The organism is Aeribacillus sp. FSL K6-2848 (assembly GCF_038004325.1).
Classification (GTDB): domain Bacteria; phylum Bacillota; class Bacilli; order Bacillales; family Aeribacillaceae; genus Aeribacillus; species Aeribacillus composti.
The window spans coordinates 2,529,498-2,542,553 of the sequence record NZ_JBBOQQ010000001.1; the positions used below are offsets into that span (position 1 = coordinate 2,529,498).

General features: G+C 38.9%; 14 protein-coding genes. All 14 read right to left on the bottom strand.

Going from position 1 to position 13,056, the window contains the following annotated elements:
- Positions 1–21: 21 nt before the first annotated feature.
- Genes NSS70_RS12095 through NSS70_RS12160 form a run of 14 tightly spaced genes read right to left on the bottom strand, consistent with a single transcriptional unit; the run spans position 22 to position 13,055 of the window.
- Positions 22–792: a FliA/WhiG family RNA polymerase sigma factor gene (locus NSS70_RS12095; protein ID WP_063386688.1), complete on the bottom strand. Its 771-nt coding sequence runs from the start codon at positions 790–792 to the stop codon at positions 22–24.
- A gap of 35 nt (positions 793–827) precedes the next feature.
- Positions 828–1,325: a chemotaxis protein CheD gene (locus tag NSS70_RS12100; protein WP_063386687.1), complete on the bottom strand. Its 498-nt coding sequence runs from the start codon at positions 1,323–1,325 to the stop codon at positions 828–830.
- A gap of 4 nt (positions 1,326–1,329) precedes the next feature.
- Complete coding sequence (locus NSS70_RS12105) at positions 1,330–1,956, bottom strand: chemotaxis protein CheC (protein ID WP_066246481.1); 627 nt, start codon at positions 1,954–1,956, stop codon at positions 1,330–1,332.
- Positions 1,940–2,413, bottom strand: a complete 474-nt coding sequence (locus NSS70_RS12110) for a chemotaxis protein CheW (protein WP_063386685.1) — start codon at positions 2,411–2,413, stop codon at positions 1,940–1,942. The genes NSS70_RS12105 and NSS70_RS12110 overlap by 17 nt, the downstream gene beginning before the upstream one ends.
- A 25-nt stretch (positions 2,414–2,438) precedes the next feature.
- Positions 2,439–4,499 (bottom strand): chemotaxis protein CheA, encoded by a 2,061-nt coding sequence (locus NSS70_RS12115; RefSeq protein ID WP_063386684.1) that lies wholly within the window; start codon positions 4,497–4,499, stop codon positions 2,439–2,441.
- Positions 4,500–4,518: 19 nt separating this feature from the next.
- Positions 4,519–5,571, bottom strand: coding sequence for a protein-glutamate methylesterase/protein-glutamine glutaminase (locus NSS70_RS12120; RefSeq protein WP_094246034.1), 1,053 nt, complete (start codon positions 5,569–5,571; stop codon positions 4,519–4,521).
- 5 nt (positions 5,572–5,576) lie between these two features.
- Positions 5,577–6,452 carry a MinD/ParA family protein gene (locus tag NSS70_RS12125; protein ID WP_066246485.1) on the bottom strand — a complete coding sequence of 292 codons (876 nt, stop codon included), beginning with the start codon at positions 6,450–6,452 and terminating at the stop codon, positions 5,577–5,579.
- 6 nt (positions 6,453–6,458) lie between these two features.
- Positions 6,459–7,547, bottom strand: a complete 1,089-nt coding sequence (flhF, locus tag NSS70_RS12130; protein WP_130156286.1) for a flagellar biosynthesis protein FlhF — start codon at positions 7,545–7,547, stop codon at positions 6,459–6,461.
- Positions 7,547–9,580: a flagellar biosynthesis protein FlhA gene (gene flhA / locus NSS70_RS12135; RefSeq protein WP_066246489.1), complete on the bottom strand. Its 2,034-nt coding sequence runs from the start codon at positions 9,578–9,580 to the stop codon at positions 7,547–7,549. Before flhA ends, flhF begins: the two co-directional genes overlap by 1 nt.
- A 23-nt stretch (positions 9,581–9,603) precedes the next feature.
- Entirely contained in the window at positions 9,604–10,686 is a 1,083-nt protein-coding gene (gene flhB / locus NSS70_RS12140; protein WP_339196536.1) for a flagellar biosynthesis protein FlhB, read from the bottom strand.
- Complete coding sequence (gene fliR / locus NSS70_RS12145) at positions 10,683–11,459, bottom strand: flagellar biosynthetic protein FliR (RefSeq protein WP_327847720.1); 777 nt, start codon at positions 11,457–11,459, stop codon at positions 10,683–10,685. Before fliR ends, flhB begins: the two co-directional genes overlap by 4 nt.
- Positions 11,460–11,464: 5 nt before the next feature.
- Complete coding sequence (gene fliQ / locus NSS70_RS12150) at positions 11,465–11,734, bottom strand: flagellar biosynthesis protein FliQ (protein ID WP_063386677.1); 270 nt, start codon at positions 11,732–11,734, stop codon at positions 11,465–11,467.
- Between the two features lie 17 nt (positions 11,735–11,751).
- On the bottom strand, positions 11,752–12,417 hold the full coding sequence (gene fliP, locus NSS70_RS12155) for a flagellar type III secretion system pore protein FliP (protein ID WP_063386676.1): 666 nt from the start codon (positions 12,415–12,417) through the stop codon (positions 11,752–11,754).
- Positions 12,414–13,055, bottom strand: coding sequence for a flagellar biosynthetic protein FliO (locus NSS70_RS12160; RefSeq protein ID WP_339196542.1), 642 nt, complete (start codon positions 13,053–13,055; stop codon positions 12,414–12,416). Before NSS70_RS12160 ends, fliP begins: the two co-directional genes overlap by 4 nt.
- Position 13,056: the final 1 nt, after the last annotated feature.

Below are 13,056 nucleotides of genomic sequence, written 5' to 3' on the forward strand. Positions count from 1 at the left end.
CCTCATTTAATTGTATTCTTTTTAAGATAAAAGCTTAACGAGCGTTCCTTTTAATTTATATAATGCTTTCGAATGAATTTGCGAAATTCTCGAAGTGGACAAATTCAGCACGTTTCCTATCTCTGTTAATGTTAGCTCTTCTTTATAAAACAAGCTTAATACGAGCTGCTCCTTATCGTTTAATTGTGAGATCAATTTTGTTAAATGCTCAAATAATTCCTCTTTTAACAGATGCTCTTCCGGAGTTAATGTTTTATCATCCTTAAGGACAATATTCATCTGTTCCCCTTCTTCTTGGTCATGCAATTGTTCATCAATTGACAAGACATTGGCAAAAAAGTTTTCATTGACGACATGAACGACTTCTTCGGGTGTCATACCCAACTCTTCTGCAACTTCATTAGGCGTCACATTGCGATGATATTTTTGCTCCAATCGCTCAATGGCTGCTTCCACTTTTTTTGCTTTTTCCCGAAAACTTCTTGGAAGCCAATCTTCTTTCCTTAGTCCGTCAAGAATGGCTCCGCGTATGCGGAAGGATGCATACGTATCGAATTTTAAATCTCGTGTAGGGTCAAATTTTTCCAGTGCATCATATAATCCCATCAATCCAAAACTTATTAAATCATCTTTATCGACATTTTTTGGAAGACCCACTGAAATACGACTGACATGATAGCGGACAAGCGGCATATATTTTTTGACGAGCATGTTGCCCGCATCTTGATCACGGTGACGAAACCACTTGTCCCAGTACACCCTTTCATCATTCAGTGTCATCGATTGGACCATTGCCTTTTTCCTCCTTCTAAAATGTCAATCTCCGGCTATATTTGCTTCACTCCAAGATTGACGGTGCGAATCGTCAAAATGAATGAATTCGTATCAAATTCAATGGTTCTTCCATTTTTACCGCCAACATCTTCGCTAACGATAGGGATATTACTGCTCAACAAATGCTGTTTGACCGCTTCAACATTTCTCGGACCTATTCGCATGATTTTGGAAGATGGCCGATGCGGAAACATTTCAGCTCCTCCAGCTATTTTCGCTTTAAAAAACATGATGTTTCCTCCATAGTTTTTTAAAAGACGAATTAATTCTGTTACAGCCGTATCCGCATATTTTGCACAATTTAAAGGCTCCTTGTTTGAAAGCGAAGAATCAGGCAGCATTATATGAGCAAGTCCTGCCAATTTATTTACATCATCATAGATGACGAGTCCGACGCAAGATCCTAATCCAGTTGTTCGAATTTTCCACGGAGCTTTCACAACATTCATTTCCGAAATACCGACTTTTACAACATTTTCAAAATGCCCCATTTCACTAAACCTCTAATATGTCAAAAATTTTTTTATATGACTGTGAGTCGGGCAGAAAGAAAATATGCCCTCTTATTAATTCGGAATCTTGATGCCCTTCTTCTTTTATAACAGCATCGATGACAAGTGCTTCATCACTTTCAAGCGAAAGCTCGATCAGAGCATGACTGATAATCGCGCCGAACATATCACATTGGATGGCAGGAACGGACGGATTAACCATCAAATTGGTCATGTTCGATAAAACAGATAAATAGGATCCAATCAGGATGTTGCCGAGCTCCTGCAAAACAGAGCATTCCATTTCTTTCATAGTTGAAGCATCCTGAAGAACATAATCATTCATTAATGCTTTTGCATATTTTTTAGCCTGCGGGATCGGCAAAATGAAAAACATCGATCCAGTTATATCCTCTTGAATGCGGATGTATACAGCCGTAACCTCTGTTTCCGCACCGCCTGCTAAATCCATCACATCGTTAAAAGAGGCGACATAAACGTTCGGAACTTTCATTTCAATTTTTTTATTAAGAAGCTGGGACAGACTCGTTGCGGCATTTCCCGCTCCGATATTGGCAATTTCCTTTAATATATCGATCCTTTTGTTTGATAAATCAAACAACTTGCTCATGCTCTATTACCCTCTGATTTTCTTTGCTCAGCACTTTTTCAAGGTCAAGGAGCATAATCAGCCGTTTATCCAATTTTGTAATTCCTTTTATAAACTCGGTTTCTACTTGTTCGATGACGCTTGGAGCAGGTTCAATACTGTCTTCAGATATATCGACGACATCATTGGCAGAATCAACAATCAATCCAACTTCCATTTCATTTTGAACAGCTATAATCACTCTCGTCTGATCTGTTATTTCTTTTTCCGGCATATTCAATCTTTTTCTTAAATCTATGATCGGAGTGACAACACCGCGCAAATTGATGACTCCTTTTATATAGTCAGCTGTTTTCGGAACGCGGGTGATATGGTCAACTTTTTCAATCGATTTCACATTTTGTACAAAAACCCCGTATTCTTTGTCTTGCAGCTGAAAAACTATGACCTTCTGTTCATTAAATACACTATTTGCCATTCTCATCTTCCCCTTCCATCAAGCATTACTGGATTAATGCATTACAATCAACGATCAATGCAACTTGACCGTCTCCTAAAATTGTGGCACCTGAGATGGCGAATACATTTGTCAAATATTGTCCTAACGATTTCAAAACAATCTCTTGCTGACCGATGAAGGAATCGACAACTAAACCAGCCATTTTATCTCCTTTTTTGACAACGACGATTGAAACATAATCTTGGTCATCCTCGGCGTCCACTTCAAAAATTTCTTTTAAAAACACTAGAGGTACAATTTTTCCGCGATAATCAATCACCTTGTTTTGATGTGTCTGTAAAATATCTTCTTTTTTAATAACAAGGGATTCAATGATAGACGAAATCGGAATACCGTATTTTTCATTTCCAACTTCAATGAGCATGGCGGAAATAATCGTTAATGTCAGCGGGAGCTGGATCGAGAATAAAGATCCTTTTCCTTCTTCCGACTCAATGGTGATGCTTCCTCCGAGCGATTCGATTGTATTTTTCACTACATCAAGCCCTACACCCCGTCCAGAGACATCTGAAATTTTTTCAGCCGTTGAAAAGCCTGATGCGAAAATGAGTTCATGAATTTGTTTTTCCGTTAATGTTTCGCTTGCCTCTTTTGTAACGATTCCCCGCTCAATAGCTTTTTGCAATACCTTTTTCTGATTGATTCCTGCACCGTCGTCTTCGATTTCGATAAAGACATGATTTCCGCTGTGATATGCGCTGAGCCGCAGCGTTCCTTCTTCTTTTTTGCCATATTTCAGGCGGGTTTCAGGCGTTTCAATCCCATGGTCGATCGCATTTCGGATTAGATGCACAAGCGGATCGCCAATTTCATCAATGACGGTCCGATCCAATTCGGTTTCAGCGCCAGTGACAACTAAATTGATTTTTTTATTTAAATCGCGGGCGAGATTTCTCACCATTCTCGGGAAGCGGTTAAAAACGGTTTCGATTGGAATCATGCGCATATTTAAAATAATGTTTTGCAAATCAGCTGAAACTCTGGACATTTTCTCAACCGTTTCTTTCAGCTCCGAGTGATTTAATTCTTTTGATATTTGCTCTAAACGCCCTTTGTCGATGACTAATTCTTCAAACAAGTTCATTAAAATATCGAGGCGCTCAATGTTGACGCGGATCGTCTTTTGCTGGTTTTTCTTCTGTTTTTGGCTAGTGTCTTTCGAGCTGTCCTTCTGCTGACGGCTTTGCTTGCTGGAAACAGTAGTTTGTTTGCTAGCAGCAGTTTGTTGGCTGGCATTAGATTGTATGCTGGAAACAGACTGCTGTACTCTTTCAGTACTTGGCTTTTCTACATTCACTTTTTCAACTAGTACTTCTTCAACCTCTGAAATTTTCAATAGGCTGTTCCGGATAAAGTCCTTATCTTCCTTCGTAATGTAGGCAACCGAAAAATTGTTGTCAAACTTTTCTTCTTCGAGTAAATCAACAGAAGGCGATGATTTGACCACTTCCCCGTGCTTCTCAAGCAATTCAAAAACCATAAATGCTCTCGCTGCTTTTAAGATGCAGTCTTCCCGAAGCCGAATGTTGATTTCGTATACTTGAAATCCTTGTTCAATTGATTGAAGAATGACCGTCCTGTCATATTCATCAAACTTCAGTTTTTTCACATCCTGCACTTGTTCTCTTGATGTTTCATTTTCAGCTGTCTCATCTTCAATTTGTTCTCCGCTTTCAATCGCTTGCAGTTTTTTCACAATGGCCGAAACATCTTTTTTGCCGTCTCCTCCATCCGCAATCGATAAAACAATTTCCTCCAAATTCTCCAATGCTTCAAAAAGGACATCCATAATTTCAGGCGTTACTTCTAATTTTTGATTGCGAATGGCGTCAAACACATTTTCTATTTTATGTGTTAAATCGGCTAAATCTTCAAACCCCATCGTTGCGCCCATTCCTTTTAATGTATGGGCGGAGCGAAAAATTTCGTTCACAATTCCTAAATCATCCGGATTTTGTTCAAGCTCCAAAAGCTTTTCGTTGCACGACTGCAAATGTTCTTTACTTTCTTCAATAAAAATGTCCAAATATTGATTCATTTCCATGGCAGCACACTCCTTGGATTTAGATCAGCTTTTGAATTAAATACGGAATTTCCATTAAATCTTCCACGTAATCAACCACATTCGCTTGGATGGCGGATTTTGGCATCCCAAATATAATGGAGGTTTTTTCGGACTGTGCGATCCCTGTCGCATCTGTCCTTTCTTTTAATGCTTTCAAGCCTTTTGTCCCGTCAGAACCCATTCCCGTTAAAATACAAGCAATCGTATGATAATATTTTAAATTCGATAAAGATTCAAACAGTACATCTACTGAAGGTCTGTGCCCTCTCTTTTTTTCCGATTGATCCAGTTCAATGAATAAATTCCCTTGTTTTTCTATTACTTTCATATGGCTGCCTCCAGGCGCTATGTATGCTACCCCATTTCTGACGATTTCTTGATGCTCGCCTTCTTTTACTTCGATGTTTGACATTTCATTTAATCGTTCAGCCAACGATTTTGTAAATCCTGGCGGCATATGCTGTACGATGAAAATCGGCGAATTCAGGTTTTTCGGGAAGCATGGAACGATTTTTTGAAGGGTGCTCGGTCCGCCAGTAGAAGTTCCAATGGCAATTAAAGATTTTTTTCGCTGTCGATGGCTCTTTTCTTTCATCATCTCCTTTCGAGGAAATGTGTCGATCTCTTTTTTTAACATCTGAACTTTTTCTTTTGCCCGTTTTGCTGCTAGAACTTTTGCAATTAATTCTTCTTTCACTTTAAATATGTCAAGAGATATGGAGCCGGAAGGTTTCGGGATAAAATCAAACGCCCCGAAAGCTAAAGATTTTATCGTGTTTTCGGCTCCTTCTTTCGTCGAACTTGAAAGCATAATGACTGGCCTTGGAAACTTGTCCATGATAATCTGCAAAGTATCAAGCCCGTTTAAAACCGGCATTTCAATATCTAACGTCACAACATCAGGATCAAGCTCTGCGATCTTTTCAATTCCTTCTTTTCCATTTTTAGCTGTGCCAATCACATCAATGGAAGGACTCTCTAAAAGCAAATCGGAAATCAACTTTCTCATAAATGCCGAATCATCAATAACCAAAACCTTTACACGACTCAAAAACATCACCTACTTGAAAACAAAGATCTAAGAGAATGAATAAATCCTTTTCTTTTTATTTTACCATTTAAGTACATCTCTGTTATATTTTCTAGTGCTTTCGATATAGGAGCATTCGGAAAACGCAAAATAAACGGAATTTGTTCCATGACTGATTTCTGCACATGATCATCCTCCGGCAAACTGCCGAGCAAATCAATTGTTTTATGTAAAAAACGCTCTGCAGTGGTTCTAATTTTTTCCCATGTTTCTTTCGCTTCAATGTTTTTCTTGAATCGATTGACAACTACTTTCATCACCTTTTCTTGATCGAACTGGTGAATGAGCTTTATCGCACTGTAGGCGTCCATAATCGATGTCGGTTCAGGCGTCGTAATGACGATAATTTCGTCCACTGCAAGCAAAAATTTCAAGCTGTCTTTCGAAATTCCTGCCCCCATATCAAATAAGATGGTGTCGTATTTCTCTATTATTCTTTCAAGCTCGTAAAGAAAAAATTGAAACTCTGCTTCATCGATTGTGACAATATTGGAAAGGCTCATTCCTCCTGACAAATACTGCAAATTTAAAGGACCTTTTTTGATAATTTGTTCAATTCCAATGCGGTTTTTCAGCAAATCGACAATTGATCTTTCTTGATACTGCTGTCCCAGCAAAAGATCGATGTTTGCCATTCCAATATCGCAATCTACCAGCAGCACACGGTCGTTTCGTTTTTTGATCAAGTTTAAAGCGAAATTTAAAACGAAATTCGATTTGCCGACTCCCCCTTTTCCGCTAATCACAGCCACTGTTTTTGCATGACGGTTAGGCGGAGAGTCTTTTATCACCGCATATTTGTTTTGTTGAATAATCTTTCTGAGTTGTTCTGCTTGATCCATATCCTGCTACCCCATTAAATATTGAATAAAAGTTTCATGATCGAGCTTATGAATGTCGTCTGGAACATCTTGACCGTCAGTCATATATCCGGCACCAATCTTTGTTTTGTAGACGATGTTATACATAGCTCCATAAGAGGAGGTTTCGTCATGTTTAGTAAAAATAAATTGATGAATCGGCAAATGAGAAAATTGGTTATAAACTTTTTCCATATCTTCAAATTTTGAAGTTAAAGAAAATACTAAAAATGTTTCCATTTCATCCTGAAAGTCAATGGTTTCGCTTAAATCTTGCACATATTGCTGTTCAAGGAAGTTCCGGCCCGCTGTGTCAATAAAAACGATGTCGCAGTCATTCAGCTTCTTTTTCCCCTCCTGAAAATCAAATGAGTTATAACAAACTTCAAGCGGGGCATTTAAAATTTCGGCATATGTTTTTAATTGATCGATCGCAGCAATTCGATAAGTGTCCGTCGTAAGAAATCCGATTTTTTTCTTGTAATTTATTTTGCAGATTGCGGCAAGCTTTGCCAATGTCGTCGTTTTTCCAACACCGGTTGGTCCTACAACATTCACAAATTTTTTTGAAAAAGTAATGCCGTGAAAAGGAATGTCCGAAATCCTCTTTTTTAACTCTTTCTTCAATTGAAATTCCAGCTGTTCGTTTGTCAGCTTTTTTTGATGGATCAAATATGTTTCCAGTATAGATGCGATTACATCCTGTTTAATCGGCTGCAGCAAACCTAACGAATCAATTTTTTGTTCGATCTCTTTTAGGTCAGGATGAATAACAGTACTGTTTACGGACATGGATTGAACGAGATCCTTCAGTTTTTTTATTTCATTCAGTACAGGAGCCATCTCTAATTGCTGGCCCGTTTGATGTTCTATTTTTTCTTTTTGGGACCCGCTGATCATTTCATCTTCTTCGTCAATGCCCGCCACCACTTCAATCATTTTTTTCTTAAACATTCCTAGAAATCCACCAGTATAGACGACTTTCGAATTGAGGATGACAGCATTTTGACCGAGTTGGCTGCGAATCGTCTTCATCGCCTCTTGCATAGTATGGGCTTTGAATTTTTTAATCTTCATTAAATATTCACCACTCCGACACTTTGTACTTCAATGTTTGATTCAAGTTCGTTGTATGACAATACGGGTACATCAGGCAAATATCGCTCGATCAGCTGCCGTGCATACATTCTAACAGAAGGCGAGCAGAGCAAGATTGGCGTTTGCTCTTCCATTGCCAGCTGTTCCACATTTTTTGCAATGGCTTCGACAATCCTTTGTGATACATGCGGCTCCAATGACAAAAAGGTTCCTCGTTCCGTTTGCTGCACGCCATCGGCAATGGCTTTTTCTACTTGAGCGGAGAGAGTAATGACTTTCAATGTCTCCCCTTCTTTTGCATACTGGCTTGTAATTTGTTTTGCCAGCGACTGTCTTACATATTCAGCTAAAATTTCCGGATCTGTTGTAAATTTGGCATAGTCAGCTAATGTTTCAAAAATAACCGGCAAATTTCGAATAGAAATTTTTTCTTTAAGCAGTTTCGCCAAAACTTTTTGAATATCTCCTATAGAAAGTGGATTCGGCGTAACTTCTTCCACTAATATCGGGTATGTTTCTTTTAAATGATCGACAAGCTGTTTTGTTTCGTGTCGTCCAAGCAATTCATGAGCATGCCTCCGGATCGTTTCCGTAATGTGAGTAGAAACAACGCTAGGAGGATCGACGACCGTATATCCTGCCAATTCAGCTTGTTCTTTTAAATGTTCGCTGATCCATTTTGCAGGAAGTCCAAACGAAGGCTCAATTGTGTCAATCCCTTCAATCGAATCATTATCCATTCCTGGCGCCATCGCCAAATAATGATCGAGCATAATTTCACCTTTCGCCGCTTCGTTTCCTTTAATTTTTAATCTGTATTCATTCGGCTTTAATTGGATATTATCCCGTATTCGGACGACAGGAATGACAAGGCCCAATTCTACGGCAAGCTGCCTTCTGATCATTACGATCCGATCCAACAGGTCTCCCCCTTGTCCGCTATCAGCAAGAGGAATTAAACCATATCCGAATTCAAATTCAATTGGATCCATCGATAACAGATTCATCACTTGCTCCGGACTTTTCGCTTCGTTCATTTCCACTTCTTCTTCAACAATCTCTTCGTCTTTTTCAATTTGTTTCTTCGTACGATTCATCGCAAATGCTAAGAAAGCAAACATGAGAGCGATCGGAGTTGTTACGATCGGACCAATCGGAGTAACAATACCTAAAATAAAGATGATTCCTGCGGTAACATACAGCAGCTTTGGAAATGCTAAAAGCTGGTTCGTAATGTCTTGTCCTAAATTTCCGTCAGAAGCAGCTCTCGTGACAACAATCCCTGTTGCCGTTGAGATTAATAAAGCTGGAATTTGGCTGACTAATCCATCTCCAACTGTAAGAAGCGTGAATTTTGAAACAGCTTCTTGAAAAGAAAGCCCCTGCTGGATCATGCCGATGATAATTCCGAAAATAATATTGATCAGCACAATTATGACACCAGCAATCGCATCTCCTTTTACAAATTTGCTTGCTCCGTCCATTGCGCCATAAAAATCTGCTTCTCTTGCAATCGTTTCTCTCCGTTTTTTTGCCTCGTCTTCCGAGATGATTCCCGCATTCAAGTCTGCATCAATACTCATCTGCTTACCGGGCATGGCATCAAGCGTAAAGCGGGCTGCCACTTCTGCTACCCGTTCAGATCCTTTTGTAATGACAACAAATTGAATAATAACTAAAATGATAAATACGACAAAACCAACAAGGATATTTCCACCGACAACAAAAGTTCCAAACGTTTCCACGACTGTTCCCGCTTCTCCATTAGCTAAAATCGAACGCGTTGTGGAAACGTTTAAGCCGAGTCGATATAACGTTAACAAAAGCAAAAGAGAAGGAAAGATTGAAAATTGTAAAGGCTTTTCAATGTTCATGGATGTAAGGAGGACGAGCAAGGCAAGAGATATATTAATGATAATCAATATGCTCAGCAGCCATGAAGGCAGCGGGATGATAAGCATGGCAACAATTAAAATGACAGCTACTATAACCGATAAATCTCTTGCTGACATGATACTTCCTCCTAGCAAAATTGTTACACTTTTTGTTTTTGACGATAAACATAAGCTAAAATTTCAGCCACAGCCTTAAAAAATTGTTCAGGAATCATCTCGCCAATTTCCACTTGGTCATACAAAGAACGAGCGAGCTGCCTGTTTTCGACTGTTATGATTTCATGGGCTTTGGCAATTTGCTTGATCTTTTGCGCGACAAAATCTGTTCCTTTTGCAACTACGACAGGTGCATCGTGTTCCTTTTCATCATACTTTAAGGCAACTGCATAATGAGTAGGGTTCGTAATGACGACATCAGCTTTCGGAATTTCCTGCATCATCCTTCTCATCGCCATTTCCCTTTGTTTCTGTTTAATTCTCGATCTAATTAACGGGTCGCCTTCCATTTTTTTGTACTCATCTTTTACTTCCTGCTTAGACATGCGAATGTTTTTTTCGAAATCCCATCTTTGATACAAGTAATCTAGCAATGCGATGAACAAAAGCGCACCTGAAGCATATAGTCCTATCTGCACCGCCAGCTTTGAAATTGAAGCAAAAGCTCGTTCAAGCGGCATTTGCGGAAGCCGCAAAATCTCCTGCCAATTGAAATAAATATACGCAAAGGTTACCCCGCCGATAAAGAAAACTTTTAAGATCGATTTCAAAAGCTCGACAATTGCCCGAGTGGAATATATGCGTTTAAAGCCTTCAATCGGATTCAGTTTATTTAATTTCATTTTCAACGGTTCAGTTGTAAAAAGAAATCCAACTTGAATATAATTACTGAAAACCCCAGCAACGAAGGCTGCTATCATGAATGGAGCGGTAATTTGAGCGCCTTCCAATACATATTTATTAAAGATTGAATGCACATTTTCTTCTGTGATATCCGTCAACAAATAATCTTCAAAAGTAGAATGGAACATGTTTAAAATATTATCAATCACCGTTTTCCCGAAAAACAGCAATGACAGAAAAACTAAAAACATGGTGATGGCTGTGTTCAAATCGGGACTCTTGGCAACCTGTCCTTTTTTCCTTACATCCTGCCGCTTTCTCGGAGTCGCTTTTTCCGTTTTTTCACCGGCAAAATATTGCAAGTCTAACGGTAAATAATTCATGCGCCATCACCTAATAGATTCATTAAGGTTCTCATCACATCGAACATGTATTGGAAAAGCCCCTGAATTATCATAAATATAATGCCTAAAACGAGCACCATCATCAGGAAGCTGACGCCAATTTTAATGGCAAACCCAATGACAAATACATTCATTTGCGGAACTGTCCGGGCAACAATCCCTAGAGCAAGGTCAACTAAAAAGAGCGAAGCGACTATCGGAAGCGCCATTTGAAATGCTACGAGAAACATTTTGCTGAACGCCTTCAAAACTTGCTCGGCAACAGCTCCATCAGAAATCGGAATAAAATATTGATCCGGAGGGATTACTTGAAAACTGTATACAATCCCGTTAATCAGCATATGGTGCCCGTTTAGGCTCAGCATGAGCAATAGAGCAAAAGAATAAAGAAATTGTCCAATTAACGGCGTTTGAACTCCTGTCTGCGGATCAATAATATTCGCGATGATAAACCCCATTTGAAAATCGATTAAGCTTCCTGCAATGTGGACAGCTGACATGATGATATATGCGATCAGACCAATGAATAGTCCGATTAAAACTTCTTTTATTATCAGCGGGTAGAAATTCGCATCTAAGTCAACCTTTCCCTCATCGATCGTCATGACGATGATAAGGGAAAGGAAAAAAGACATGCCAATTTTAAACCGCATCGGAATATTCCGATATGAAAATAATGGAAGCGTTGCAATAAAAGCTGTTATTCTTGTAAACACAAGCAAAAAAAGCGGATAATACTCCAGCATCATCATTCAACTCATCCAACAAATTGATTGAGATTGCTGAAAATATTATGTGTATACGACAAAATGACAGATAGCATCCATGGGCCAAAAATAATCAATCCGACCAAAACAGCCACAATTTTTGGTATGAACGCCAATGTCTGTTCCTGTATTTGTGTCGTTGCTTGAAAGATGCTGACAATTAAGCCGACAACAAGCGATATTAAAAGAAGTGGCCCACTGATCATTAAAGTTGTATAAACCGCTTTTTCTGCTATGGAAAGGATCATTTCGGTACTCATTGGCTCACCTACTTATTTTAAAAACTTTGCAGCAATGATTTGACAACTAAGTACCAGCCGTCCACGAGCACAAACAGCAATATTTTAAAAGGCAATGATATCATGACAGGAGGAAGCATCATCATTCCCATTGACATGAGGACACTTGATACAACCATGTCAATGATTAAAAAAGGAATAAAGATCATAAAACCTATTTGAAACGCTGTTTTTAATTCGCTGATGGCAAATGCAGGCACTAAAGCCACGAGCGGAATATCGTCAATCGTCTCAGGATTTTCAATATTGGCGTAATTTAAAAACAAAGCTAAATCTTTTTGTCTCGTATGTTTGCTCATAAATTCCTTTATCGGCTTTTCCGCCTGTTCATACGCTTCCTCAATGGTTATTTCATTATTGAACAAAGGATTCAAAGCTTTTTCATGTATTTCTTGAAAAGTCGGTCCCATTATAAAAAAGGTTAAAAAAAGTGCAAGGCCGATGAGCACTTGGTTGGGCGGCATTTGCTGGGTAGCAAGCGAAGTTCGCACAAACGATAACACGATGACGATGCGCGTAAAGCAAGTCATTAAAATCAATATCCCTGGTGCAATTGACAAAACGGTGAGCAGAAGCAAAAGCTTCACAGTCGTCGCAACATTTTCCGGATCATTTTGATTAAAATAGCTAAAAAACTCACTCATTTTTTTGATCCTTTCTGCCGAAGACGCTGCATCTGTTCACGTCTTTCTTTTAATAGTGATTCCAGCTCTTTTTTGAAGGAGGTCTTCTCGCTACCCTTTTGTTTATGATTATTTAGAATGAAGCGCATCATATTTTGTTCAAAAGCATTGTTGCCGGGCTCTTTCTGCATGTCGATAATTTTCTTATATTCCTCTTCATCATTAATTTCTTGTAATAGTTCAATCGTATCCCCGACGCCAACGATTAGAATGCGATTCCCCACCTTCACCAGCTGGATGGACTTGTTTTGTCCTAAGGAAATGCCGCCGAGATTTTGTAAGTATTTAGTTTCTTGCGGAAGCTTCATTTTTTTGTTTAAAAATTTTAATAAAAAGATTAAGAGACCTAAAACAAGAATAAGTGTAAAAATCATTTTCAAAACATCGAATACTGATAAGGAGGTGCTGTTGCCACCATCTTCAACCAATTCGTTCGTCGCTTTCTCTTCTTTTTTTTCATCCTGTTGATCGGATGTCTGCTGTTTTAAATATTCCTCAACGGTGGGATTTTTCGCGGCTGCATGCACAAAATCGGCGTTTATTGGAACATAAAAAAACAACAGCCATAAACAGCACAAATATGTAATACATCGTTTCAAT

Excerpts from the sequence above, each read along its gene's own strand:
- NSS70_RS12095 (WP_063386688.1), bottom strand. The coding sequence starts at position 792 with ATGGTCCAATCGATGACACTGAATGATGAAAGGGTGTACTGGGACAAG.
- NSS70_RS12100 (WP_063386687.1), bottom strand. The coding sequence starts at position 1,325 with ATGGGGCATTTTGAAAATGTTGTAAAAGTCGGTATTTCGGAAATGAAT.
- NSS70_RS12105 (WP_066246481.1), bottom strand. The coding sequence starts at position 1,956 with ATGAGCAAGTTGTTTGATTTATCAAACAAAAGGATCGATATATTAAAG.
- NSS70_RS12110 (WP_063386685.1), bottom strand. The coding sequence starts at position 2,413 with ATGGCAAATAGTGTATTTAATGAACAGAAGGTCATAGTTTTTCAGCTG.
- NSS70_RS12115 (WP_063386684.1), bottom strand. The coding sequence starts at position 4,499 with ATGGAAATGAATCAATATTTGGACATTTTTATTGAAGAAAGTAAAGAA.
- NSS70_RS12125 (WP_066246485.1), bottom strand. The coding sequence starts at position 6,452 with ATGGATCAAGCAGAACAACTCAGAAAGATTATTCAACAAAACAAATAT.
- flhF (WP_130156286.1), bottom strand. The coding sequence starts at position 7,547 with ATGAAGATTAAAAAATTCAAAGCCCATACTATGCAAGAGGCGATGAAG.
- flhA (WP_066246489.1), bottom strand. The coding sequence starts at position 9,580 with ATGTCAGCAAGAGATTTATCGGTTATAGTAGCTGTCATTTTAATTGTT.
- flhB (WP_339196536.1), bottom strand. The coding sequence starts at position 10,686 with ATGAATTATTTACCGTTAGACTTGCAATATTTTGCCGGTGAAAAAACG.
- fliR (WP_327847720.1), bottom strand. The coding sequence starts at position 11,459 with ATGATGATGCTGGAGTATTATCCGCTTTTTTTGCTTGTGTTTACAAGA.
- fliQ (WP_063386677.1), bottom strand. The coding sequence starts at position 11,734 with ATGAGTACCGAAATGATCCTTTCCATAGCAGAAAAAGCGGTTTATACA.
- fliP (WP_063386676.1), bottom strand. The coding sequence starts at position 12,417 with ATGAGTGAGTTTTTTAGCTATTTTAATCAAAATGATCCGGAAAATGTT.